At 41.7% G+C, this 24950-nt stretch carries 21 protein-coding genes; 4 read left to right on the forward strand and 17 right to left on the reverse strand.

The window, feature by feature from the left end:
- Positions 1-9: 9 nt before the first annotated feature.
- From N8M16_RS06570 to N8M16_RS06580, 3 genes are read left to right on the forward strand one after another with little or no spacing between them, the layout of a single operon-like run.
- A complete protein-coding gene (locus N8M16_RS06570; protein ID WP_080713149.1) occupies positions 10-804 on the forward strand; it encodes a transporter substrate-binding domain-containing protein in 795 nt (264 codons plus the stop codon).
- 12 nt (positions 805-816) lie between these two features.
- Positions 817-1494 (forward strand): amino acid ABC transporter permease, encoded by a 678-nt coding sequence (locus N8M16_RS06575; RefSeq protein ID WP_000131137.1) that lies wholly within the window; start codon positions 817-819, stop codon positions 1492-1494.
- A gap of 9 nt (positions 1495-1503) precedes the next feature.
- On the forward strand, positions 1504-2163 hold the full coding sequence (locus N8M16_RS06580; protein ID WP_261069853.1) for an amino acid ABC transporter permease: 660 nt from the start codon (positions 1504-1506) through the stop codon (positions 2161-2163).
- A 91-nt stretch (positions 2164-2254) separates the two neighbouring features.
- Here N8M16_RS06580 and N8M16_RS06585 read toward each other — a convergent pair whose 3' ends face one another.
- The 17 genes from N8M16_RS06585 to N8M16_RS06665 all read right to left on the reverse strand — a co-directional run bounded on the left by N8M16_RS06585 (position 2255) and on the right by N8M16_RS06665 (position 23916).
- Complete coding sequence (locus tag N8M16_RS06585) at positions 2255-3385, reverse strand: ABC transporter ATP-binding protein (protein WP_033686510.1); 1131 nt, start codon at positions 3383-3385, stop codon at positions 2255-2257.
- 112 nt (positions 3386-3497) lie between these two features.
- On the reverse strand, positions 3498-4367 hold the full coding sequence (locus tag N8M16_RS06590; RefSeq protein WP_261069854.1) for a helix-turn-helix domain-containing protein: 870 nt from the start codon (positions 4365-4367) through the stop codon (positions 3498-3500).
- A 3-nt stretch (positions 4368-4370) separates the two neighbouring features.
- On the reverse strand, positions 4371-4757 hold the full coding sequence (locus tag N8M16_RS06595; RefSeq protein ID WP_045612146.1) for a Mini-ribonuclease 3: 387 nt from the start codon (positions 4755-4757) through the stop codon (positions 4371-4373).
- Complete coding sequence (cysS, locus tag N8M16_RS06600; protein ID WP_261069855.1) at positions 4750-6093, reverse strand: cysteine--tRNA ligase; 1344 nt, start codon at positions 6091-6093, stop codon at positions 4750-4752. The genes N8M16_RS06595 and cysS overlap by 8 nt, the downstream gene beginning before the upstream one ends.
- A gap of 81 nt (positions 6094-6174) precedes the next feature.
- On the reverse strand, positions 6175-7059 hold the full coding sequence (locus tag N8M16_RS06605) for a GNAT family N-acetyltransferase (RefSeq protein ID WP_261069856.1): 885 nt from the start codon (positions 7057-7059) through the stop codon (positions 6175-6177).
- Positions 7060-7070: 11 nt separating this feature from the next.
- Positions 7071-7688, reverse strand: a complete 618-nt coding sequence (gene cysE / locus N8M16_RS06610; RefSeq protein ID WP_078237869.1) for a serine O-acetyltransferase — start codon at positions 7686-7688, stop codon at positions 7071-7073.
- Between the two features lie 15 nt (positions 7689-7703).
- A complete protein-coding gene (pnp, locus tag N8M16_RS06615; protein WP_261069857.1) occupies positions 7704-9917 on the reverse strand; it encodes a polyribonucleotide nucleotidyltransferase in 2214 nt (737 codons plus the stop codon).
- Positions 9918-10273: 356 nt separating this feature from the next.
- Positions 10274-11140, reverse strand: a complete 867-nt coding sequence (gene metF / locus N8M16_RS06620) for a methylenetetrahydrofolate reductase [NAD(P)H] (RefSeq protein ID WP_261009098.1) — start codon at positions 11138-11140, stop codon at positions 10274-10276.
- A 102-nt stretch (positions 11141-11242) separates the two neighbouring features.
- Positions 11243-13492: a 5-methyltetrahydropteroyltriglutamate--homocysteine S-methyltransferase gene (gene metE, locus N8M16_RS06625; RefSeq protein ID WP_261069858.1), complete on the reverse strand. Its 2250-nt coding sequence runs from the start codon at positions 13490-13492 to the stop codon at positions 11243-11245.
- A gap of 244 nt (positions 13493-13736) precedes the next feature.
- Positions 13737-14099 carry a TIGR02328 family protein gene (locus N8M16_RS06630; protein ID WP_261069859.1) on the reverse strand — a complete coding sequence of 121 codons (363 nt, stop codon included), beginning with the start codon at positions 14097-14099 and terminating at the stop codon, positions 13737-13739.
- On the reverse strand, positions 14083-14487 hold the full coding sequence (locus tag N8M16_RS06635) for a YbgA family protein (RefSeq protein ID WP_261069860.1): 405 nt from the start codon (positions 14485-14487) through the stop codon (positions 14083-14085). The genes N8M16_RS06630 and N8M16_RS06635 overlap by 17 nt, the downstream gene beginning before the upstream one ends.
- A 92-nt stretch (positions 14488-14579) precedes the next feature.
- On the reverse strand, positions 14580-16181 hold the full coding sequence (locus N8M16_RS06640) for a type I restriction-modification system subunit M (protein WP_261069861.1): 1602 nt from the start codon (positions 16179-16181) through the stop codon (positions 14580-14582).
- A gap of 44 nt (positions 16182-16225) precedes the next feature.
- Entirely contained in the window at positions 16226-18082 is a 1857-nt protein-coding gene (locus N8M16_RS06645) for a DUF4435 domain-containing protein (RefSeq protein WP_084929831.1), read from the reverse strand.
- A 9-nt stretch (positions 18083-18091) separates the two neighbouring features.
- The gene (locus N8M16_RS06650) at positions 18092-19306 is read right to left on the reverse strand and encodes a restriction endonuclease subunit S (RefSeq protein ID WP_084929832.1); all 1215 of its coding nucleotides are present in this window, start codon (positions 19304-19306) and stop codon (positions 18092-18094) included.
- 229 nt (positions 19307-19535) lie between these two features.
- Entirely contained in the window at positions 19536-20297 is a 762-nt protein-coding gene (locus N8M16_RS06655; RefSeq protein WP_192855463.1) for a DUF6261 family protein, read from the reverse strand.
- A gap of 25 nt (positions 20298-20322) precedes the next feature.
- Positions 20323-20538, reverse strand: a complete 216-nt coding sequence (locus N8M16_RS06660; protein ID WP_084929833.1) for a hypothetical protein — start codon at positions 20536-20538, stop codon at positions 20323-20325.
- 387 nt (positions 20539-20925) lie between these two features.
- Complete coding sequence (locus N8M16_RS06665; RefSeq protein WP_261069862.1) at positions 20926-23916, reverse strand: type I restriction endonuclease subunit R; 2991 nt, start codon at positions 23914-23916, stop codon at positions 20926-20928.
- 147 nt (positions 23917-24063) lie between these two features.
- On the opposite strand from N8M16_RS06665, the gene N8M16_RS06670 reads away from it, so the two are divergent.
- A complete protein-coding gene (locus N8M16_RS06670) occupies positions 24064-24681 on the forward strand; it encodes a TVP38/TMEM64 family protein (protein WP_000076189.1) in 618 nt (205 codons plus the stop codon).
- The last annotated feature ends 269 nt before the right edge of the window (positions 24682-24950 follow it).

Here is a 24950-nt window from a genome sequence, read left to right on the forward strand (position 1 = left end):
GAGGCGCTTATGAAAAAGAAATTCTTTTTATCAGCATTATTGATTAGCCTTTTCGGCCTTGCTGCTGCAAAACCAGTTCAGGCCGATACAAGCGTCGCAGATATTCAAAAAAGAGGCGAGCTAGTTGTCGGTGTCAAACAAGACGTTCCCAACTTTGGCTATAAGGATTCCAAGACAGGGACCTATTCTGGTATCGAAACTGACTTGGCCAAGATGGTTGCAGATGAGCTCAAGGTCAAGGTTCGCTATGTTCCTGTTACCGCGCAAACTCGTGGACCGCTCCTAGACAATGAACAAGTTGACATGGATATCGCGACCTTTACCATCACAGACGAACGCAAAAAACTCTACAACTTTACCAGCCCCTACTACACGGACGCATCTGGCTTTTTGGTCAATAAGTCTGCCAAAATCAAAAGTATTGAAGACCTAAACGGCAAAACCATCGGAGTTGCCCAAGGCTCCATTACTCAACGCCTGATTACTGAACTTGGTAAAAAGAAAGGTCTAACCTTTAAATTCGTCGAACTTGGTTCCTACCCAGAATTGATCACTTCCCTACACGCTCACCGTATTGATGCCTTTTCCGTTGACCGATCTATTCTATCTGGCTATATCAGCAAACGCACAGAACTACTAAATGATAGTTTCAAGCCATCTGACTACGGTATCGTTACCAAGAAATCGAATACCGAGCTCAACAACTATCTTGATAACTTGGTCACTAAATGGAGCAAGGATGGTAGTTTGCAGAAACTCTATGACCGTTACAAACTTAAACCATCTAGCCATACTGCAGATTAAGGAGGACACCCTATGACAGATTTATCATCTTGGACAGCCTATTTTCAAGATTTTGGCCAATTTTTCAATGGTTTCCTCTTCACCCTTGCCCTAGCAATTGGATCCTTTATCCTCGCCATGGTTTTGGGCATCTTCTTTGGAGCTATGTCAACCAGCAAACGTCCCATTTTACGCATTTTAGCTCGCATCTTTGTGGAATTTTATCAAAACACTCCCCTCTTGGTGCAGTTTGTTATCGTTTTTTATGGTCTACCACTTATCAGTGACCATATCATCATGATTCCGATTTATTGGACGGCTGTTCTCTGCGTGGGACTCTATCACGGCGCCTATATCGCCGAGGTTATTCGCTCAGGCATTCAGTCTATTCCTAGCGGTCAAATGGAAGCCGCCTTGTCGCAAGGTTTTACTTATATCAGTGCTATGCGCTTGATTATCTTGCCTCAGGCCTTTCGTATCATTCTCCCTCCTTTGACCAACCAAATCGTCAACCTCATCAAAAACACCTCTACAGTCGCTATCATCTCTGGAGTGGACTTGATGTTTGTGACCAAGTCTTGGTCGGCACTTAACGGAAACTACATTCCAGCCTTTCTAGGTGCTGCCCTGCTCTACTTTTCTCTTTGCTTCCCTGTTGCCCAGTTTGGTCGCAAGATGGAGCAAGCCAACAAAAAAGCCTATTCACTTTAGGAGGTTACTATGGAATCCATTTTAGAAGTTTTGACCCCAGATAACCTAGTCTTTATCTTTAAAGGATTTGGCTTGACCCTCTACATTTCTCTGATTGCCATCGTCCTCGCTACACTTATCGGTACAGTTCTAGCAGTCATGAGAAATGGGAAAAATCCTATCTTGCGCATTATTTCCAGCATTTATATCGAGTTTGTGCGTAACGTTCCCAACCTCCTCTGGATTTTTACTATCTTTTTGGTTTTCAAGATGAAGTCCACTCCAGCAGGAATCACTGCCTTTACCCTCTTTACCTCAGCAGCCTTGGCTGAGATTATCCGAGGCGGTCTCAATGCCGTGGACAAGGGGCAGTACGAAGCAGGAATGTCACAAGGATTTACATCAACCCAAATCCTTTACCACATCATTCTCCCACAAGCAATCCGTAAAATGCTGCCAGCCATTATTTCTCAGTTTGTAACCGTGATTAAGGATACCAGCCTCCTCTACTCTGTTATCGCCCTACAAGAACTCTTTGGAGCCAGCCAAATTCTCATGGGCCGTTATTTCGAACCAGAGCAGGTCTTCAGTCTGTATATCCTGATTGCCCTCATCTACTTCAGCTTCAACCTAGCAATTTCGAGCCTATCTCATATGCTAGCAAAACGTTGGCAACAAGCTGCAGAATAAACAGCCACTCTCCAGTTAAATTGGAGAGTTTTTCAACTCAATCGCAAAAAACACTGCCAGATTTCTAGCAGTGTTTTGAGTTTTATTTATCTTAGTAAACTGTTTTTTCAGTTTCTACATCGAAGAAGTGTGCTTTGTTCAAGTCAAATCCAAGCTCAACTGTTGCGCCTGTTTGCAAGTAGTCACGAGCGTCAACTTTGGCAACAAATTCATCTTTACCAACTTGGCAGTAAAGGTGAGATTCTGAACCAAGCAATTCTGATACAGAGATAGTAGCTTTGACAACTGATTCTGGGAATGTTTCAAGGAAAGCAGGTTCTGCATTCACATCTTCTGGACGGATACCGAAGATCAATTCTTTACCTTCGTAGCCTTTTTCACGAAGAACTTTCAATGCTCCTTCTGGAACTTTCAAACGGAAACCGTCTGAAATAATTTCGCTACCAACCAATTTCACATTGATGAAGTTCATAGCTGGGCTTCCGATGAATCCTGCTACGAATTTGTTAACTGGGTTTTTGTAAACTTCTTGAGGAGTACCGATTTGTTCTACACGTCCGATAGTACCTGTACCAGCAGGGTTCTTAGTTGCTGACATGATAACGATACGGTCTGCAAGTGTCATCGCTTCTGTTTGGTCGTGAGTTACGTAGATAGTTGTAGCTCCGATACGACGGTGGATTTTAGCGATTTCAGCACGCATAGATACACGAAGTTTTGCATCCAAGTTTGACAAAGGTTCGTCCATCAAGAATACTTTTGCATCACGGACGATGGCACGACCCATGGCAACACGTTGACGTTGACCACCTGAAAGGTCAGCTGGTTTACGATCCAAGAATTCTTTCAAACCGAGGATTGCAGCTGCTTCTTGCACACGTTTATCGATGTCTTCCTTGCTGTATTTACGCAATTTTAAACCGAAAGCCATGTTGTCATAAACAGTCATGTGTGGGTAAAGAGCGTAGTTTTGGAATACCATGGCGATGTCACGGTCTTTTGGAGCTACGTCGTTGACAACCACGCCATCGATAGATGCAGTACCTTCTGTGATGTCTTCAAGACCAGCAATCATACGAAGAGTTGTTGATTTACCACATCCTGAAGGACCTACGAAAACGATAAACTCTTTGTCTTTGATGTCCAAGTTGAAGTCTTCAACTGAGTAGTGTTCGCTGTTTGGATATTTTTTGTAAATATTTTTAAGATTCAATTCTACCATGAGGTGAACTCCTTTTGTCTTTTGATAGTTTTATTATAGATGAAAACGCTTTACATTTCTATGGCAAGGTGACCAAAAAAATAAAAAAGTTCTGTGCAACTTGCACAAAACTTTAGAGAATATCTGGTAAAATCAACTGATAACACAAGGTCAGGTCAGTCAATTCTTTCAACTGTAGCCCTGTCAATTCTTCCCATTTATCAATCTTGTATTGGAGAGAATTGCGGTGCAGATAGAGTTGCTGGGCTGTTTTAGTCAGAACGGCACTGTTTTCCCAAAGGGAGAGAACGATTTCCTGAATCTGATCCTGGTCCAAAATCATCTGGTGCAGGCATTCTTTAATGACCCTCAGGTCCACAATCCTTTCCCCCATACTCCAAAGATAGAGTTGTGAAAAGGTGTGAACACCTTGATGACCCTGACGCCACCAAGTCTTGAACAAATCCCGCTCCGCTTTGATCAAGTCGGATAGGGCTTGATGTCCTGTCTGAGACCAAACCTGGCCTAACATAATAGACAGACGAAGTCCAAAGTCATACTCAACCGCTTCAATTGTATCACTTAAAATAGCTCGTACAGAGGAATATTTATCTTGTTGAAGCACGAAAACATAATCCTGAGCTCCGACCTGAAGCACCGTCTGACAGTTGGGAAAAAGAGTCCGCATCATATCCAGCCAAGAGGCCAGATTTTCCTGTTGAAAATAGGAAAGATGACAATAAACCAACTGAATCTTTTTAAAAGTTTTCGGCGCCTGTCCCTTCCCCTCAATCAGATAGGGATACCAAGGATTGAGCGAAATAGTTTGCTCCTGTTTGGTTAAGAGAGCCACCAGTTGTTTTTCACGTTCGCTAAGACTAGCTTCCTCCAGCAAAATCCACTGGTGAGAAGCTAAAGGGAGAGTGAGAAAGCCCTCTTTCTCTACTGGTTGGTCTGAAATCTGAGCTTCAGGAAACCAGTCTTGTAGTTCTTTTGCCATCATGCCCTAGCCCTCCACTTTTTGGATACACCAGGAAATCAAGCTCTCAAGACGTTCCAGATTTTCAGTCATATGGAGATAGCCCATGACTGCTTCAAAACCTGTGGACATACGGTAAGTTACCACATCAGCATTTTTGGCCTTGGTGTGGCTATTGGTATTGCGACCACGTTTGTAGATTTCTTCTTCTTTTTCCGTCAGGACATGCTCCTCCAACATAAGAGAAATCAGGCGAGCCTGAGCTTTAGCCGACACATACTTGGTCGCTTCTTGGTGGAGTTTATTGGGTTTGGTCATGCCTTTGAGGATGAGGTGACGACGAATATACATAGAATACACCGCATCTCCTTCAAAGGCTAGCGCAATCCCGTTAATGAGATTGACATCAATCACGTGTCCACCTCACTCCATCTTTGGTGTCAAGGAGCTTAATTCCTTGAGTAGCCAATTGGTCACGGATCTGGTCCGCTGTCGCAAAGTCACGATTGGCACGCGCTTCTTGGCGTTTTTGGATCAAGTCTTCAATATCTGCATCCAAAACTTCCTCAATAAAGACAATTCCAAAGACTTCTAACATATCCGCAAGAGCTTCCTTAACACTTGCATCATAATTGCCAGAGTTAATCCACTTGGCCATTTCAAAGACAACTGTGATACCATTAGCAGCGTTGAAATCCTCATCCATAGCTGCTACAAACTTATCTTTAAAGGCTTGTAACTCTTGAGCATCTACAGTTCCAGTAAATGGTTGCTCATAGGTGTTTTTCAGATACTTGAGATTAGTCTCTGCATCACGCACTGCCTTTTCCGTAAAGTTGATAGGCTTACGGTAATGTTGAGTCGCAAAGAAGAAACGAAGTACTTGCCCATCGAGGGTTTTAAGGGCATCATGTACGGTAATAAAGTTGCCCAAGGACTTGGACATCTTGACATTGTCGATATTGACAAAGCCATTGTGCATCCAGTAGTTGGCAAAGGTCTTGCCTGTTTTGGCTTCTGACTGGGCAATTTCATTGGTGTGATGTGGAAACTCTAAGTCGGCTCCACCACCGTGGATATCAATGGTATCGCCCAAAATCTCTGTTGACATGACCGAACACTCGATGTGCCAGCCCGGACGACCAGATCCCCAAGGACTGTCCCAAGAAATCTCGCCTGATTTGGCAGATTTCCAGAGGGCAAAGTCTACAGGATTTTCCTTACGAGCCGTTTCTTCATCGGTACGACCTGAAGCACCTAGCTCCAAGTCTTCCAAGGTTTTATTGGCTAACTTAGCATAGTTGTGGGATTTTTCCACACGGAAATAGACATCTCCTTGACTCTCGTAGGCAAAGCCTTTTCCAATCAAGTCTTCCACAAAGCGGATGATGTCAGCCATAAACTCCACTACACGCGGATGGCGAGTCGCAGGTTTGACGCCCAAGGCCGTCACATCCTCACGAAAGGCAGCGATGTACTTGTCCGCAACCTCCTGAGGCGTGATACCTTCTTCCTTGGCACGGTTGATAATCTTATCATCCACATCCGTAAAATTGGAAATATAGGCAACCTCATAACCACGATACTCAAAATAGCGACGAATGGTATCAAAAGCCACCGTTGAACGGGCATTCCCCACGTGAATATAGTTGTACACCGTTGGCCCACAAACATACATCTTGACCTTGCCGTCCTCAATCGGGACAAATTCTCGCAAAACACGAGACATGGTGTCGTAGATTTTAATCATAAATCATAGTCAGGAAATCCAAAATCCAAGAACAATTAGTTTCATCACTAAGAGTTCAATTGAATTTCAGTCCGAATCTCTCTACACTTCGGAATCCCTTGCTCCTTTCTCATTCAGATAAACCACCTGAGTCTGTTTGATAAAGCCAATTTTTTCATACAAGCGCTTGGCACCTACATTGCTATCTTCCACTGCAATCTGAAATTCCTTGTCATTTTGCTCAATCAATTGGTTAACGAGGGATTTTGCTAAGTAGCTTCCATAGCCTTTCCCACGTTCAGGTTCCGATATTGCTAAACCGTAGAAGTAATTCGTATTAGTCGATAAATCTACCGTGCAAGTTCCAATGACCTCACCGTTTTTTAACAAAATATATAGGCGGCTTTCTGGATCTTTCAGAGCTTCAGCGACATATCTATCCGCAACTTCTCTAGATTCATGTTCCTTTGAAAATGCCTGAAATTTTAACTGACTAATTTGATTTTGATACGAACTATCTGCTAACAAAACTTCAAGATTGGAAACATTTGCTAACGGATAAGGTTTTCTATCCTTACCTAACCAAGTTTCTGTCTCTTCATCCTCGACCAATCCCCAGTTGCTAACAAAATCAGGATGGCGGTCTAGAAAAACACGCTCTGTCTGAAAAGTTACAGACTCAATTGGATAAGATGCCGTTTCTTTCTCAAAACTTCTATACAAAGCCCGCGCAATTCCCTGACGGCGATGATCTGGATGAACCAGTATCGTCACTTCCACATCTTGGTCATCTGCATAGACAGTTAATAAACCAACAAGTTCGCCTTTTTCATAATAAAGGAAAAAGGCGGGCATGTTTGGGTCAAAATTAAGCATGTTAGAGAGATAGGGATCACGATAGGTACTGTCATAGTTTTGGCAACAGTTAATTATTTTTTTCGCCTCAGATAGCTCCTCTTGGCTTAACTTGTTTCTTGCTTGAATCATATAGGTATCCTCTACAACCCAGACGATCTGTGACTGGCTTCTTTAGCCTGCTCGAGTTTATTGACGTAGTACTCTCGTTTTTCTTCGACTTCGTGGATCGTCGGTTCATCCTTCTGTCCATGGACTCGGACAATCTTAGCAGGAATACCGACAACCGTCACATCACTAGGTACATCTGCTACGACAACTGCTGCAGCACCGACCTTGGCATTTTCACCGATTTCCACAGGTCCAATGACTTGAGCATGAGCGGATATTAAAGCTCCCTTTCGCACGGTTGGATGGCGTTTGCCACAGTCTTTCCCTGTTCCCCCAAGAGTCACTCCGTGATAAAGGAGAACACCTTTTTCAACAATAGCTGTCTCCCCAATCACCAAACCAGAGCCATGGTCGATAAAGACACCTGAATCAATCTGGGCACCTGGATGAATCTCAATTTGAGTCCAAAAGCGCCAAAACTGGCTGTGCATACGCGCCAAGAGTTTAAAGCCATGCTTCCAGAGAAAATGCGAGAGACGGTGGGCCGCCAAGGCCTTGACACCTGGATAAGTCAGCAAAACCTCCAAAGTGGTGCGGGCCGCTGGATCATTTTCTTTTACGATATCAATGGTTTCGCGCCACCATCCCATACATTTCTCCTTTTCTTATTCTGAATCTTTTGGTGTTTCTGTAAATTCTTTCTTAGGTTTGTGATCCTTATGATGACGTGGGCGGTGAGGTCTCTCAGACTTTTCGCCTTTTTCATCACGTTCAAGTTTTGGAGGACGAGGAAGAAGAGCTTTCATAGAAGCATCCACACGTCCTTTTTCATCAATCTTGATAACCTTAACATCAACTTCATCCCCGATTGCTACTAAGTCTTCGACATTATTGGTACGTGTCCAAGCCATCTCCGAGATATGAACAAGGGCATCTGTCTTATCAAAGAGGTTGACAAAGGCACCAAATTTCTCGATACGAACGACTTTAGCACGGTAAACTTCGTCCACCTTAGCTTCACGGACCAAACCAGCAATAATTTCTTTAGCACGGTTAATAGCATCTTGGTCGCTAGAGTAGATAGACACATTTCCTTCTTCATCGATATCAATCTTAACACCTGTTTCGGCGATAATCTTGTCGATGGTTTCTCCACCCTTACCGATGACAATCTTGATTTTATCCACATCAATCTTGATCGTATCAATTTTTGGAGCAGTTGGAGCCAATTCTGGACGAACTTCTGGAATGGTTGCTTCAATCACATCAAGGATTTCAAAACGGGCTTTCTTGGCTTGGGCAAGAGCCTCAGTCAAGATTTCTGCAGTAATCCCTTGAATCTTGATATCCATTTGTAGGGCTGTAATCCCGTCACGAGTTCCTGCAACCTTGAAGTCCATGTCTCCAAAGTGGTCTTCCAAACCTTGGATATCTGTCAAGACCGTATAGTTGTTTCCATCTGAGATAAGTCCCATGGCAATACCAGCTACTGGCGCCTTGATTGGCACACCACCAGCCATAAGGGCAAGCGTTCCCGCACAGATAGAAGCTTGAGATGAAGAACCATTTGATTCCAAGACTTCTGCTACCAAACGGATAGCGTATGGAAATTCCTCCAAGCTTGGCAAGACTTGAGCAAGGGCACGCTCACCGAGAGCACCGTGACCGATTTCACGACGACCTGGCGCACCGTAACGACCAGTTTCCCCTACAGAGTATTGTGGGAAGTTATAATGGTGCATAAAGCGTTTCTTGTACTCTGGATCCAAACCATCGATGATTTGAGTTTCTCCCATTGGGGCCAAAGTCAAGACTGAAAGGGCCTGAGTTTGTCCACGAGTGAAGAGACCAGAGCCGTGCACACGAGGAAGGAAGTCAACAACCGCATCCAAAGGACGGATTTCATCAACCTTACGACCGTCAGGACGTACCTTATCTTCTGTGATCAAACGGCGCACTTCAGCGTGTTCCATTTGTTCCAAGATTTCAGCCACATCTCGCATGATACGGTCAAATTCTTCATGGTCCGCATATTTTTCTTCGTAAACGGAAATAACTTGGTCCTTAACTGCTTGAGTTGCAGCTTCACGAGCCAATTTTTCTTCTACTTGAACTGCCTTTTGGAGGTCGCTGTTGTAGGCTGCGATAATTTCAGCTTGCAAGTCAGCATCCACATGAAGCAATTCTACTTCTGCTTTTTCCTTACCAACAGCTGCAACGATTTCTTCTTGGAAGGCAATCAATTCTTCGACTGCTTCATGCCCTTTAAGGAGAGCTTCCAGCATGATTTCTTCTGACAATTCTTTAGCACCTGACTCTACCATGTTAATGGCGTACTTGGTACCAGCTACTGTCAACTCAAGGAGAGATTGCTCTACTTGTTCTTGCGTAGGGTTGATGATGATTTGACCATCCACATAGCCCACTTGCACCCCAGCGATTGGTCCGTCAAATGGAATGTCTGAGATAGAAAGCGCTAAAGATGAACCAAACATAGCTGCCATTGGTGCAGAAGCATTTTCATCATAAGAAAGCACGGTGTTGATGACTTGTACTTCATTACGGAAACCTTCCGCAAACATTGGTCGGATTGGACGGTCAATCAAACGCGCTGTCAAAGTCGCATCCGTTGAAGGACGTCCTTCACGTTTCATAAAGCCACCAGGAAACTTCCCAGCTGCATACATTTTTTCTTCGTAGTTGACTTGAAGTGGGAAGAAATCTCCAGTTGCCATCTTCTTAGACATAACGGCCGCAGTCAAGACAGTTGACTCACCGTAACGCACGACAACAGAGCCATTTGCTTGCTTAGCAACCTGACCAGTCTCTACAATTAACTCACGACCCGCAAAAGTCGTTTGAAAAACTTGTTTTGTCATTTTAATCCCCTTTGGATTGATGAAATTATACGCCTTGCCTACAAAGATCAAGATACCAAGGACGTCAAAAGCAAAGTAAAAATAGGAAACTGACGAAGTCTTCGATGAAGACAAGACAGTTTATCTTTTTTACACAGCTTTTCGGCCGGGTTCAGTTTTCAAGATACAAATCATTAGAAAGGTTTGATGCTAAAACATCTAAGAGTTTCAGTTTAAATGCATTGTATTATTTAATACCCTCATCTTTGTATCAAGTACGTACAGAGTCTATTTTATCATATTTTTCTTAAAAAGTGCGGTCTTTACCATTAAAAAGGAACCATTCCCCTCAGCTGAGAAGAATGGTTTGCTTTTTATTATCCTAGAGACTGATGATTAAACAAGGCATGGGTTGCTTGATGAATGTATTTTGCTGTTTCAGCATTGTTCATGGTGTAGAGATGCACACCGGCAACATCCTGAGTTACCAAGTCCACGATTTGGTCCACGGCATAGGCAAGTCCTGCTGCTCTGAGCGACTCAGGGTCATGCTCATACTTGTCTAAGATGGCTTTAAATTTGCGTGGAAGATGGATATTCTCACAAGTCTTCAAGAGACGGAGAGCCTGATTTCGATTCAGAATTGGCATAATCCCTGCATGAATGGGAATATCAATCCCAGCCAAAGTACATTTGTCTTGGAAATCATAGAAGCGCTCATTGTCAAAGAAAAGCTGGGTTACAAGGCTCGAACAGCCTGCATCTACTTTCTTCTTAAGATTTTGAATATCTGAAATCTGATTTGGTGAATCTGGATGACCTTCTGGATAACAAGCACCAACAATATCAAAGTGAGGGGCTTGTTCCTTGATGAACTCGATTAAGTCAGTTGCGTAGCGGAAATCCTTTTGTGGTTCCACATCAGGAATAATATCCCCACGAAGAGCCAAGATTTTCTGCACTCCAACCTTGTCCAAGTCAGCAATGGTTTCAGCAACCTTGTCCTTAGTCAAATAGATAGCTGGCAAGTGGGCAATGGTCGGAATCGCCAAGTCATTTTGGATAAAGTCAGCCAAACGAACCGTTGTTTCCTTGATATTAAATTTATTATTGCTGGCAGTTACACTGATAAAGTGAGGGGCCAACTCCTGCATATCTTGAAGAGCAGAAATAATGTTATCATTACCCACTGCTGGGTTTGGAGGGAACACTTCAAATGAGAGTGACGGTGTTTGGCGTGACATAGTCATTATCCTTTTCTAGTTGATTTTTTTCGTTAGCTGGATTCCTAGAATCCAAGTGAAACAGGCAGATTTACCAAACAGCGCTTCTTGAGAAATCCTATCTTACAATTTCTCACGCGCAGCTTTAGCTGCTTCAACAAGGCGAATCAAGCTTTCTTTTGTTTCTGGAATACCACGTGTTTTCAAACCACAGTCAGGGTTGATCCAAACTTTCTTGCTTGGCACTTTAGCAAGGATGGCTTCGATTGTATTGTCGATTTCGCCTTCATTTGGCACACGAGGTGAGTGGATATCGTAAACCCCAGGTCCCACTTCTGTTTGGAAGTTTTTCGCTTTGAGTTCGTCCAAGATTTCAAGGTTTGAACGGCTAGCTTCAAAGGAAATAACATCTGCATCCATGTTGTCAATAGCTGGGATGATATCTGTAAATTCTGAGTAACACATGTGAGTGTGGATTTGTGTATCTGGCGCTACTGTTGAATGTACCAAGCGGAAGGCAGGAATTGCCCAGTCAAGGTAGTCTTCGTACCAGTCGCTACGACGGAGTGGCAATTTTTCACGAAGAGCAGCCTCATCGATTTGGATGATTTTCACACCAGCAGCTTCAAGGTCAAGCACTTCATCCTTGATAGCAAGGGCGATTTGAAGAGTAGAATCCTTGATAGAGATGTCTTCACGTGGGAATGACCAGTTGAGGATGGTAACAGGTCCAGTCAACATACCTTTAACAGGTTTGTTTGTACGGCTTTGTGCATAGCTAGACCATTTAACAGTGATAGGGTTAAGACGAGTGACATCACCCCAGATGATTGGTGGTTTCACCCCACGCATACCGTATGATTGTACCCAACCATTTTTAGAGAAGAGGTAACCTGACAAGTTTTGACCGAAGTACTCAACCATGTCATTACGCTCAAATTCACCGTGAACAAGGACATCAAAGTCGATATCTTCTTGCCATTTGATCCATTCATCAATCGTTTCAGCAAGGAAAGCATCGTACTCTTCTTGAGACAATTCACCTTTACGGTAAGCCAAACGTTTAGCACGAACTTCTTTAGTTTGAGGGAATGAACCGATAGTTGTTGTTGGAAGAGCTGGAAGTTTGAAAGCTTCTTCTTGGATAGCTTCACGTTCTGCAAAGGCTGGCAAACGAGTGTAGTCAGCGTCTGTCAATCCAGCGATGCGCGCACGAAGTTCTGCATTTTCACCCACACGCTCAGTCGCAAAGAGTTCTTTGTTAGCTGCAAGAGCTTCTGCACCTTGACCATTGCGGATAGCATCCAAATCACGAATCTCATCCAATTTTTCAACTGCAAAAGCAAAGTGGTTCAAGATAGCTGGTTCAAATTCTTCGTTAGCTGTTGTAAATGGCACATGAAGAAGTGAGCATGAGCTAGTCAAAACGATGTTTTCAGCTGGGATTTGTTCAAGAATCGCCAAGCTCTTTTCATAGTTGTTACGCCAGATGTTCTTACCATTGACAATACCTGCATAGAGAGTCTTGTCAGCTGGGAAGCCACCTTTAACGAGTTCAAGAGTTTTCTTACCTTCAACGAAGTCCAAACCAATGGCATCTACTGGCAAGTTCACAAGGTCAGCGTAGACGTCACGAACGTCACCGAAGTAAGTTTGAAGCAAGACTTCAAGACCTTTCTTGTCAGCCAAAAGCTTGTTGTAGAGGTTCAAGAAGAGGGCTTTTTCTTCAGCTGTCAAATCTTTGACAAGAGCTGCTTCGTCCAATTGGATACGAGTCGCACCAAGCTCAGCCAATTTAGCAAAGACCTCTTGGTAAGCAGCTACTAAGCTATCTACGAAGTCTTCTGCTTTCACACCGTCTTCAAAATCTGACAATTGAAGGAAAGTGAACGGACCTACAAGGACTGGACGAGTGTTGAGACCAAGTTCTTTTGCTTCTTGGAACTCATCAAAAATCTTGTGACCAGCCAATTTTACTTGAGTGTCTTTTTCAAATTTAGGAACGATGTAGTGGTAGTTGGTGTTAAACCATTTCTTCATCGGAAGGGCACGCACGTCCCCTTTTTCTCCTTGGTAACCACGTCCCAAAGCAAAGTAGCGTTCAAGATCAGACAATTCCAAGTTTTGAACGGAAGCAGGTACCACGTTGAAGAGGAAAGCTGCATCTAGGAAGTTGTCATAGTGAGAAAAGTCATTTGATGGGATTTCAGTGATGCCTTTTTCTTTGACAATGTTCCAGTGTTTAGCACGCAATTCTTTTGCTGCGGCAAGGAGTTCTTCTTCTGAGATTTCTTTTCTAAAGTATTTTTCAGTTGTAAATTTTAATTCGCGGAATTCGCCCAAACGAGGGAAACCGATGATCGTAGTTGACATGATGTGTCCTCCAAAATTTGTTGTTGAAACTATCTTAACAGAAAAGAAACTGTCTGTATAATTGTAAATAATTAGGCTTTGATATAGTTTGAAACTATATCACTGTTTTAAACAAAAGAAAAAGACTTGAGATCTGTGTCTCAAATCCTTTGTATTGCTTGTTTGGTGGCTGTATTTTAGTTGGAATGCTCAAACGAGCTATTGACGATTTTCATCAGTGACTATGGCTTGCTATTAGAAAAGACTATAGGTTGATCCCCTTCTCTCGGAGATTGTCCAGACACTCCTTATAGTAGGCAGCATCATGTTCGCTGTATATAGGACTTTTCAGCTTTTCCTCTGCTAAGTCTTGATAAGGAGGGCAGGTCTTACCTCGGTAGTTCTTGTTCAGCCACTCTGGACTAACCTTGTAGCCTCGATTAGCCATCTCCTCCATGATTAAGCGATGATAGTCATAGAGACGATAGGGCGAGTGGGTAAAGACATAGTCAACCGTCGCATGCTTTCTGCTCCAGCCATTGCCACGGAGGGCACAGCACTCTCGATGCTGTCCCAAGAGTTGAGGACGGGGAAGTTGTGAAATCAAATCCTCATGCCAAAGTCTCATGACAATCTCCTTTCAGTAAAGTCGAATGTTGCAAGTAGGTATTTGGATAGCGATCAAGCAAATCTCGGGTTTTAGAAATCACATCTTCCTTGGAAGCCTGACCAAATCGGTAGCGATCCAGCAAGAGCATATAGTCCTTGCGCTCAGCATCTGTCGCTTTCTTTTTAAAATAGCCCCAAATATGCTGAAAGGCATTGCAAACCTGACCCCTGTGTTCTGGAATCTGGCAGGCGCGGTCAATCATCTCTTGAACCTGACTCACCTCCACCTCTTCATTCTTCAAGTATTGGCGAATCTCATTGTAAAAATTGCTGGAATGGCTCAAAACGAGGTATTTGTTTCTCGCCCAGAGTTGTTGGCAAAGGGCACGTTGGTTGTTATTTCCCATATTTCTCCTTACTTTCTACTAGCTCCCCGAAAATATGGAAACAAAGTTGTATCTTAAAAACGAGCGGAATATGAGCGAATCAATTACTCTCATCACCCTTCAAACTCTTTCAAAAACTTTTTAAGCTCGTCATCAGCTTCTGGTGTGGTTCCGTGGAGTTGACCGAGCATTTCGAGTAGGGAAGCTGTTTGGTTTTGGATTGCTTCATTTGTCATGTTAATCTTGCTGACGATATCTGTCAGTGGTTCGACTTCTTCTTCCTCAAAGGTATCTACATAGCGAGGGATATTGAGGTTATAGTCATTTTCGACGATTTCTTCATAGCTTGCGAGATGGGCAAACTTGTCAATCTCCTCACGAGACTTGTAGGCCTCTAAAATCTTCTCGATATGAGCATCTGTCATGATATTCTGGTTTTTCCCCTTATCAAACTCCTTAGAGGCATCGATAAAGTAAACATCACGGCTGGTACGGTTCTTTTTGAGAATGATGACTGTGGTCGGAATGCTGGTGTTAAAGAAGATATTGGCTGGAAGACCGATAACTGTATCAATGGCACCTTCTTCTAACAAGGCCTTACGAATGGTCCCTTCCGCATTTCCACGGAAAAGAACACCGTGGGGAAGGACGATAGCCATAACTCCATGATCCTGCTTGAGGTGGTAATATCCATGCAGAAGAAAAGCAAAATCAGCCTTGGACTGGGGCGCCAGTTTCCCAAAAGGAGAGAAACGAGGATCCGCCATAAAGCCAGAACTTGCTGACCACTTAGCAGAGTAAGGAGGGTTCATGAGAACACCATCAAAGTTAGTCGGTTCTTGAGTCGGCCAGTCTTCATCCAGTGTATCGGCATTGTGGAGAAATTGATTCTCAACAGGAACACCGTGTAGAATCATGTTCATCCGAGCCAAGTTATAGGTCGAAGTATTGAGTTCCTGACCAAAGTAGACCACTGTCTGCGGTTTATGAGAGTATTTCTTAGCATTGAGCAAGAGAGAGCCAGACCCCATAGTCGCATCATAGAGGGTAAAGCCTAGCTGGTCCTCACGACCCAAAAAGGCAATCTGAGTCATGAGCTTGGCAACAGGCTGAGGTGTATAGAACTCACCAGCTTTCTTACCCGAATCAGTCGCAAACTGACCAATCAGATACTCATAAGCGTCCCCCAACATATCACCAGCATGACCAGCCACATCTAGCACAGCCAACTCCTTCATGACTGCCGCCACCGTTTGGTTTTGCTTTTGCGGAGTTGCCCCTAGCTTTTTGGAATAGAGGTCAATATCTTCAAAGAGGTTTTCATAGAGTTCATCACTCTGCTCGATATCACGAAAACCCTGAGCCAAATCTTCCAGCTGGAAAGTTCCCTCATTGACACGTGCTACAAGAGCCGTAAAGGTCAACTCAGGCTTGATACTATAGTTGAGTTCGTCCTTCATAACTGCAAGAAGATCCTCGTGGGTGTCCGCATCCTCATAGTAGTTACGATAGACCTCAAGGGCAGCCTCTAGACTCTCACTCCCCTCCTCCATAGTCTCCGCCACGAAAAAGAGCATCTTGTCTGACAGATACTTATAAAAGACCATACCCAAAAGATAGGACTTGTAGTCATTGGCATCCATCTTAGAGCGGAGAACATCCGCTGAGTTCCACAGGGCTTGGTAGAGCGACTGGGAAGTTTGTGTTGTTTCCATAATGTTTCTTTCTTTTTACTTAATTCAAAATATCAAAAATTAATTTAATGGTTCAATAGTTTTGCTTCCAATTCTTCAAAATATTTATGCCGTAATTTTTTCTGCAAATCATTATCCAATGCAATACGTTTTAAAGCTTTATCTTTAAAGTTTGGAACTATTTTCGTGTTTCCTCTATGATTAATTATTTCATTTTTTAAGTTACAAATCTTTAGTATCCTTGAAAAATCAGATGTATCTAAACTTGCTTCAACGATAGAAGTTATATTATCAACCGTTGAAGATACATTAAATTCATCTACTAAACTTTTAAAAAATTCTTCAACATCCTCTTTACTAGGTTTATTATTTTGAATACAGTTACCTTCCATAAATTCATCAAGTCTTTTTTTCAAGGCAATACTTATTATTTTATCTTTCTTTTCTTCACAAGATTCAATGATACTTCGTTGAAAATTTTCAAATTTTCGTTGTTTTTCTTTATCATCGTCAAATGGTAAGCATGACTTCACAACTGCTTCATCAACAAGCATCATCTCTACTTCGTTAAATGGAAGAACAAAAATATTCTGTTCTTTTTGCTCTTGAATACTACTTTCATTCATCCAGTCATTGTCTATAATACCGTATGCCGTATTACCATGTAAAAGTTGTAAATCATTATAGGCTTTTGTATGATGGATGACCTGTTTATGTCCTTGAACTGGTTTTACAAAACAAAATTCACTGAATAGTTTAGAATAAATCTGATAGTCTATACTAGTTTTAGTTCCCTCACAAAATAGTATTGGTTTCCTTGTACCAGAAACTTCTGCTAATATGGATAAAGGAAATTCTTGAGATTCTTCCAATTGTTCATAATCGAAGTCATAAGGTGCTTCAAATTTATTACACCATATATAGGTTGCATTAGTTCTTGATTGAACAAAGTCCATGTTATGTGAAGCAAAAATGAATTGACAGTCAGGACGTTCTGATATTAGCAAATCCCATAATTCATTATAGACTGCGCCATTTAGAAATGTTTCTGGTTCATCAACCACAATATAGCTATTTTCTGGAGCAAGAAGAACGTTACCAATATAAAATAATACACAGCGTTCCCCATCGCTAAGGCCATTTATACTATATTTATCTCCATTTCTTACAACTTCTAAAACTCTATCATCAGATTCAGGATAAAATGTTATTTCTGGGAAAATTTGATTCCATATTTGCTCCACTCTGTCCAATAAAGCAACGGACACCTCTCCTACTCCCCTAGCATTATCAGTCATTACTTTTGCAAAATCTTTTACCCACAGTGTTATCAATTTAGTAAAAGTGCCCGAAAAATCATCTTCAATCTGGTGAGTCTGTATTTCAATCGTGTCATATTTAATATTCACCTCTTTCAAATCTTGAATATATTTTTCTTTAGTAATTCCATTACGATTGTGGGTATTAGACACAAAATACAATAGTTTTTGAGCAGGTAAGACATACATCTCATCTATACTGTTCTTCCGTAATTCATTAATAAGACTAGTTTTCCCTGCTCCATTAGCCCCTATAATAACAGTCGTAGAATCTATCTTAGCAATGAAAGAGAAAAGTTTAATTACTTTGAAATTATATATAATTTGAGGAAATATAGAATCATACGAATAAATATCACCACCAAAACATTTGTAGATGCTGTCTAACAAATTATCACGTAATGTTTTGTACCTTACAGTTACATCATTAGACAAAACTTCTTCATTTAGCTCGTCATTTATAAAAGAAATAAGTTCAGATAGATAATTATCTACTCGGCTATATAAATCTTTTTCATAATCAGCTATCTGACTCAAGTTATCCTGAAACCTTTCCTTTTCAAATTCTAACTTTTCAATCAAATCTGTTTTAGAACTATACATAATTCCTCCTTAAATAAACATATCCTGCAAGAGTTTCTTTTTTAGAGTCTCAAGCTGAGTAATTTTTTCTTGATGAGAGTTGATGAGGTTATCAAGGTTTGAGAAATAGGAGCCTATGGCTTGTTGTTCTTTAATAGTTGGAATAATAATTGCAATATTCATAAAATCATCAAAACTAATATTTAACAATCCATCCATTCTAGCCCCCGATGAAATGAGTTTCCCTAATTCCCGATCTGGAATTTTTGTTGAAAACATAATTTCAATAAACTTTGCATCGGCTAATTGATTAACTCTAAAACTATGATAAACCTTTGGAACAAGTGCTTCTTCATAATCCTGTAATTCAAAAACAACTCCATATTTTGCTAATTTTGAATTACCATGGTTATATGATAGTTCTCCTTTTTTTAACAGAGTATAATTCTTTTGTTCTTTTCCAGCAATATTAGCAGAAAATCGATCAATTTGATTCATCCAACCGCCTGAGGCAGAAATTGTTAAAGTTGGCAAATCCATTCTTCCATCATTACCCTGAACACGATGAGCGATATCTTTTAATTTAGATTTTTCCCACTCACCTTTAAATCCTTCCAAACGTATCTCAGGGACTGTCTGTCCAACTTTGGGAAACATCTTGGAGAGCATGGTCGCCTTGAGAAATTGGTAGTTGGTGAGATTATCCATGTAGCTAGACAGAAGGACGTCAAGGATGCGGAAAAGAGAGCCTATGGCGGTTTGTTCGGCTGGACTAGGAACTGGAATTTTAGTATTACGAAGCGTTTCTAACCCCAAAAATTTTTGAGTATTCCCTGCCATTTCAATTTGAATATATTTATTGAATAAATTCGTTTTTAGATATTGCAATAAAAATTGATTTTGTATCTGTCCACCATTTTTTATCAATCCTACATTTTTTATAGCAAATCCATCTGTTTCAACTAAAACTGGCTTTCCTATTGTACCAATAAGTCCAAGTAGAATATCTCCTACTTCTACTTTTGAACGTTTATTAATCTCATTATAATCTGACTCAGAAATTAATGATACATCATTTAGATCTAGTCCAGAATCTGATAAATTTTTTGAAGTTACTAAAGGATAGCCATTGTCAATATATTTTGGAGATGAGTGAGTCCCATCTCGAACATCTTTGACTTCTTTTAATCTTGTATATGACCAATCATTAATAAATTCCTTAAATCTTATTTTTATTTGTTTCATTTGAACTTCCCTATACCATTGTAAAGTTTATTATACCGAGTATCTTTTCAATATACCAGTTTATTTTCCATAAATTGCATCATACTGAAAAAAAGTTATTCTCATTTTAAATAACTGATAAATCATAATTTTGACATTTTTCTATGAGATACTCTTGTTAAACTATACTAAAATTATACCACGAAACCACAAAAATCCCCCTTAGAAATCCGCTTCTAAGGGGCTGTCTTTATCCTGCTGCTTGGGCTGGTTCTGCTGGTTTGGTCTTTTTATCTTTCTTGCTACTCGTGATAAGACGGCGCTTGCTATCTCGGATGCTATTGAGTTCCTTGAGGAGTTGAGTCAAGTGTTCCTTTTCAGGATAGGCTTCTGCACTGGCTGCGGTATAGCGCATAAAGAGGTCGTAGCTAGTCGAAAGTTCAGTACGGAGTTGTCTGGTCTTGCCAACTTCCTTGGCAGACTTAGAAGCACGCGCCTTACTCTCTACTTGGTCATATTCCTCTTGAGCATTGACCACAGCCGTCAGCATAGGGGTCAGTCCTAGACTGGTAACTGCCTCATGATAGGGTGTTTCACTAAGCGTTTTGAGGAGGCTCTTGATTTCTGCCGTTTCCACATCATTGCTGTGCTTAGTGATGTCCTTATACTTGGCAAAGACTGGTTTCAGAGTCTCATGAGCTTCTTTGAGCTTGGCATCCTTAATCTTAGCAAATCCTCTATGAAGGGTAAAGAGACCGACCAAGGCACTATCTCGATTGCGATCGACTTCTGTTAGATTGCTAGACTCTTTCGTCTCCACCGCTGCAAGTTGAGCTTGAAAATCATCCAGCTTGGTCTTGAAGGGTTCCAAATGTTTGGAATACATAGCTTCATCCTTGTTTGCCTTAGAAAAAGTGGCCAAACTTTGATGAGAATCCATCATCAAGCTTTCAAACTCACGGTTGGTAAAATTGCTGTAACTAAGCGGGCGAATAGCGTATGTTTTTGTCATGATGATATCCTTTCTATTTAACGAATCATTTATTATCTTCTCTATCAAACCAAGAGGAGAGTAGATCTGCAAGATGAGGTTCTCTTGGAACAGATTTTACAACACTCCCTCCCCTGTGTTCTATTAACATCGAATTATCCTTTACTTCAAAGACTTGAAACAAAATACAGACTAACAATACAATGCCAAATACAGGAAGTGACCATAGTAGACTCTCCTCATCATCTCTAACTTTCTTCATTAATTTTTCTCCTTTAAGTTGATACATCCATTCTAACAGTTTCCCAAAACATTTTGCCCTTCATCTTCTCAACTGTCATTATTTCCATCTAAAAGGTACTTTTCAGGACAAATCAGACTTTTCCAAATTAAAAAATCCCTATCTGACTGGAAATAAACTCCGTCCATCAGATAGAGACTCTTACTATTTTTAGATTTTAACTTTTCTAGCTTTAGAATACATTTAAACTTTAGGAAAGATGACTATTCGAAATCTAGAAGACCTCAAAACTTTTGTAGATAAGCAATTCGAAACGTAGAATACTTGTAAATTTATGTAATTGCAATCATTCGAGGCTTAGAATACATGTAAACTTTAGGAAGTAGGCCTATTCTAAGTCTAGAAGGACTATCTCCCAACCCTCAACGGCTCAATGACTTCCTCTACTAGCTGGGTATAGGCTTCCTTGATTTGTTTTTTATAGAGGAGAGGATTGAGGGCATCTGCCACCTCTAGCTTATAGTCCTGATAGCGCTGGCTCTTGGTCAACTGGCTTTCTCCTAGTTGTTTTTTAGCTCCCTTACGGTAGTGTTCGACATAGTAACGGAGTTCATCCTCTCCGACATACCAACGTTTGCTAAAGACTTGGATATGTTGCTGGATGACAACCTCTATCATCTGATCCAAGATATTTGCGATAGACTGACCACGATAGTTTTCTGGATGCTCTTGTACCTCTCTCCACAGTTCAGTGATGATCTGGGCAAGATTTGGATTGGTCTTCTCAAGACTCTGAATATAGTTATCCACGGCTTCCTTATCTTGAGAGCTTAGGTGCTTTTCTTGACTTTGACCTTGTTCAATCAGGCTTTGGATCAAGGTTAGGATATAGGCATAGTTGATTTCGTCCACTTGGATAGACTCCAGTTCATAGTGGATATCAAGTGGCTCTCCATCGTCATCATCCTCTACTCGACTTTTTAATTCTGCAAGGACATTTCGATAAAGACCCAGATACCTTTCCAACTTCTCTCCATCAAGTCCCGTCTGACTGTAAACTTCTTCCTCATCATACTCTTTATACACTCGGATAGAGGCTAGGTACTTATCAAGAGCTTGATAGGTTTTAGCTAGTTTCCTCAACTCAGGCGTAGAGACTTGCTCAAAATCTAGACCATTCACATAGTCATCAGTAGCAAGATTTTGGAAATCACTACAACTCCTCAAAAAGTTTCTCTTTTCCTCTTCCCAACTAGGGGCTAGAACCTCGTTTTCACCACCATTTGAGTAGAGCTTGAGGGCATTATCCACTGCTTCCTTAAAGGCTAGAGGCTTTTGGAAGGTGATGATATGACCATAGGTCTTACTGTTGTCAAAGATCCGATTTGTTCGGCTAAAGGCTTGGATCAAGTCCTGCGGTTGCATGGGTTTTCGGTCGATAAAAAGAGTTGATAGACAAGGGGCATCAAATCCCGTTAAAAGACGATTGACCACGATAACCAAGTCCAACTGCTCATTGCGATAGAGGTATTTGTCCTGCTTTCGAGCTAGACGGTTATTGACATCCGTATTAAAGCCACGAAGATCCGCCATGGTAAAGTGGGTATCAAACTCTTGGTTGTAGTCCTCTAAGACTTGCTTCATGTGGTCTTGATTGGCTCTTGACTCTTCTTCATTCTCCGTAATAGAGTAGGTGATGGTCGCCTTTGGAAAGTCTGGAAGGACCTGCTTGACCCTCTCCGATACCTTGACTCTCGTCTCCCCAGCCTTGACTCGTTTGAGGAGGTCATAGTAGGCTTGGGCTTGAGGGATTGACTTGACAGTCAGGATGGCATTGTAGGTCTTACCTACTCCCTTTTGGAAGCCTAGTTGTTGACGGGATTTATTGATAATGGCATCCAAGACTTCCAGCATATGCTCCTCATTCTCATAGACAATATCTGGTATGTCATTTTCGGATTTATCCGTGATGAGGGTATTGCGATAATCCACCTTAAAGCCTAAAACTGCTCCGTCATGGATGGCTTCCTTGACTGTATACTCATGGAGACGGTCACCGTACTGTTGCTGGGTGGTTTGGGCTAGATCGCCGACTTGCTGGCGTTTATTTTCCTTAAAGATAGGTGTGCCTGTAAAACCATACCAGAGAGACTGTGGGAAAAAGGCCTTAATGTCTTTTTGTGTTTGAGGTGTTACGGCACGGTGGCATTCATCCACGACAAAGGCCACTCGGAGACCCTTGATTTTGTCCGCATCTCTTTGGTAAAGACCTTGTTCAAACTTACGCATCATGGTGGTAATTTTCTGGATGGTCGTTACCACCACACGCTTATCATTGCTTCCTAGTCGCTTGACCAAATCATGGGTATTATCCGTCTCATCAATATCAATGACATCATTGGTCGCATAGGAGAGAAAAGATGAAGTGGTCTGTTGATCCAAGTCCCTACGGTCAACGACAAAAATCGTCTTTTGGATGGAAGGAATCTGGAGGAGATTCCGAGCTACCTTATAGGAGGTCAAAGTCTTCCCTGAACCTGTCGTATGCCAAACATAGCCTGATGCTTGCTGGCGAGAGGCTTCCTGAACAGCCTCAATAGCATGGATCTGGTAGGGACGCAGGAGGATGAGAGCCTTCTTACTATCATCAAGGACAGAATACTGCATGACCATCTGGTGGGCACGAGGGATGGAAAGGACTTCGTGGGCAAAACTGGTCAAGCTCGTTATAGGTTGGTTGTCCTTATCCACCCACTTGGTTAGAAATTGCTTGTTGAGTTTATTTTCCCTAGCTGCAGCAATATAGCGAGTATCTACCTTATTGGTCACAACAAACATCTGTAAGCTAGAGTAGATGCCACGGAACTTTCCTTCTCTATCATACTTCTTGATTTGATGAAAGGCATCTAAAAAAGCAACTCGGGGACTTTTAAGATCAATTTGAATCATAGGAAGGCCATTGATCAAGAGAGTCACATCTAGCCTGCGATCTTGATCCTGAGGATTTATCTTATCTCTCTCGACTTGGTTGACAACCTCATAACTAGACTTACCAGCTGCGATATTGTCTCGCCAAATGACAGATAAACGAATAGTCCCCAAACTAGCATCTTCTCTCTGAACCTCAACCTTGGCAATGCCATTTTCGCCGACCAACCACTTGGCCGCATCATAGTAGCTAACAAAGTTCAGTTGATTCTTTATCTGGCGTTTTTCCTGTTCTGTCAGGGGATGATCTGCCAATAGAGCCACATTGTTCTGGGCTAGCTTTTCAAAGAAGTTTTCCCATAATTGCTCTTCTGTTTTAAGGTCATCTCTGTAAGTCCATTGACTTTCCCCAGTCACCAGTTGGTTGATCAGTTGTTTTTCTATCTCCAGTTCTGGTTTTACCTGCATCATACTCTCTCCTTTGCTACTTATCTGCTCCCTTTATTATAGCATGTTTATCCTCAAATTCCATCACTCTTCCCATTGTAAAAGCAATCATTCCCCCTTTCTCCTCCAAAATATGGTATAGTAGAGTTATACTATCTATGAGGAGTTTACATGTCACAGGATAAACAAATGAAAGCTGTGTCTCCCCTTCTGCAGCGAGTTATCAATATCTCATCGATTGTCGGTGGAGTTGGAAGTTTGATTTTCTGTATTTGGGCTTATCAGGCTGGGGTTTTACAGTCTAAAGAAACCCTCTCTGCTTTTATCCAGCAGGCAGGTATCTGGGGTCCACCCCTCTTTATCTTTTTACAGATTTTACAAACTGTCGTCCCTATCATTCCAGGAGCCTTGACCTCGGTGGCTGGTGTCTTTATCTACGGCCACATCATCGGGACTATCTACAACTATATCGGCATTGTCATTGGCTGTGCCATTATCTTTTATCTAGTGCGCCTCTATGGAGCTGCCTTTGTCCAATCCGTCGTCAGCAAGCGCACCTATGACAAGTATATCGGCTGGCTGGATAAGGGCAATCGTTTTGACCGTTTCTTTATTTTTATGATGATTTGGCCCATTAGTCCAGCTGACTTTCTCTGTATGCTAGCTGCCCTGACCAAGATGAGCTTCAAGCGCTATATGACCATCATCATTCTGACTAAGCCCTTTACCCTCGTGGTTTATACCTACGGTCTGACCTATATTATCGACTTTTTCTGGCAAATGCTTTGACACGTAAAAAATCCGTTTGGTTTCCCAAGCGGATTTTTAGAGCGTAGATTGATTATAGCTTGATACTAAATATACTTTGGTATGGAAATCATTCCTATTTTTCGATAGTGAGGCGAGGACTTACCTAGCCTTTTCGCCGTGATAGAAACACCTAAAATCTAATGGTTTCAGGTGTTCGGAAACTTTGAGACATTAGGCTCAAAGTTTAGGTATGGAATTTCGAAGAAAGTCGCTACCGTCCGTAATCACTTAAGGAAAGGCTCAAAAAT

It is taken from the genome of Streptococcus mitis (genome assembly GCF_946188375.1).
GTDB lineage: Bacteria > Bacillota > Bacilli > Lactobacillales > Streptococcaceae > Streptococcus > Streptococcus mitis_CX.

Bases quoted from the DNA above. Each gene is read 5' to 3' on its own strand.
- cysS (WP_261069855.1), bottom strand. From the start codon at position 6,093: ATGATTAAAATCTACGACACCATGTCTCGTGTTTTGCGAGAATTTGTC.
- N8M16_RS06665 (WP_261069862.1), bottom strand. From the start codon at position 23,916: ATGATGCAGGTAAAACCAGAACTGGAGATAGAAAAACAACTGATCAAC.
- N8M16_RS06585 (WP_033686510.1), bottom strand. From the start codon at position 3,385: ATGGTAGAATTGAATCTTAAAAATATTTACAAAAAATATCCAAACAGC.
- N8M16_RS06645 (WP_084929831.1), bottom strand. From the start codon at position 18,082: ATGTATAGTTCTAAAACAGATTTGATTGAAAAGTTAGAATTTGAAAAG.
- N8M16_RS06580 (WP_261069853.1), top strand. From the start codon at position 1,504: ATGGAATCCATTTTAGAAGTTTTGACCCCAGATAACCTAGTCTTTATC.
- N8M16_RS06655 (WP_192855463.1), bottom strand. From the start codon at position 20,297: ATGACAAAAACATACGCTATTCGCCCGCTTAGTTACAGCAATTTTACC.
- N8M16_RS06605 (WP_261069856.1), bottom strand. From the start codon at position 7,059: ATGATTCAAGCAAGAAACAAGTTAAGCCAAGAGGAGCTATCTGAGGCG.
- pnp (WP_261069857.1), bottom strand. From the start codon at position 9,917: ATGACAAAACAAGTTTTTCAAACGACTTTTGCGGGTCGTGAGTTAATT.
- N8M16_RS06640 (WP_261069861.1), bottom strand. From the start codon at position 16,181: ATGGAAACAACACAAACTTCCCAGTCGCTCTACCAAGCCCTGTGGAAC.
- N8M16_RS06635 (WP_261069860.1), bottom strand. From the start codon at position 14,487: ATGGGAAATAACAACCAACGTGCCCTTTGCCAACAACTCTGGGCGAGA.
- N8M16_RS06660 (WP_084929833.1), bottom strand. From the start codon at position 20,538: ATGAAGAAAGTTAGAGATGATGAGGAGAGTCTACTATGGTCACTTCCT.
- cysE (WP_078237869.1), bottom strand. From the start codon at position 7,688: ATGGGATGGTGGCGCGAAACCATTGATATCGTAAAAGAAAATGATCCA.
- metE (WP_261069858.1), bottom strand. From the start codon at position 13,492: ATGTCAACTACGATCATCGGTTTCCCTCGTTTGGGCGAATTCCGCGAA.
- N8M16_RS06650 (WP_084929832.1), bottom strand. From the start codon at position 19,306: ATGAAACAAATAAAAATAAGATTTAAGGAATTTATTAATGATTGGTCA.
- N8M16_RS06575 (WP_000131137.1), top strand. From the start codon at position 817: ATGACAGATTTATCATCTTGGACAGCCTATTTTCAAGATTTTGGCCAA.
- N8M16_RS06590 (WP_261069854.1), bottom strand. From the start codon at position 4,367: ATGATGGCAAAAGAACTACAAGACTGGTTTCCTGAAGCTCAGATTTCA.
- N8M16_RS06670 (WP_000076189.1), top strand. From the start codon at position 24,064: ATGTCACAGGATAAACAAATGAAAGCTGTGTCTCCCCTTCTGCAGCGA.
- metF (WP_261009098.1), bottom strand. From the start codon at position 11,140: ATGTCACGCCAAACACCGTCACTCTCATTTGAAGTGTTCCCTCCAAAC.
- N8M16_RS06630 (WP_261069859.1), bottom strand. From the start codon at position 14,099: ATGAGACTTTGGCATGAGGATTTGATTTCACAACTTCCCCGTCCTCAA.
- N8M16_RS06570 (WP_080713149.1), top strand. From the start codon at position 10: ATGAAAAAGAAATTCTTTTTATCAGCATTATTGATTAGCCTTTTCGGC.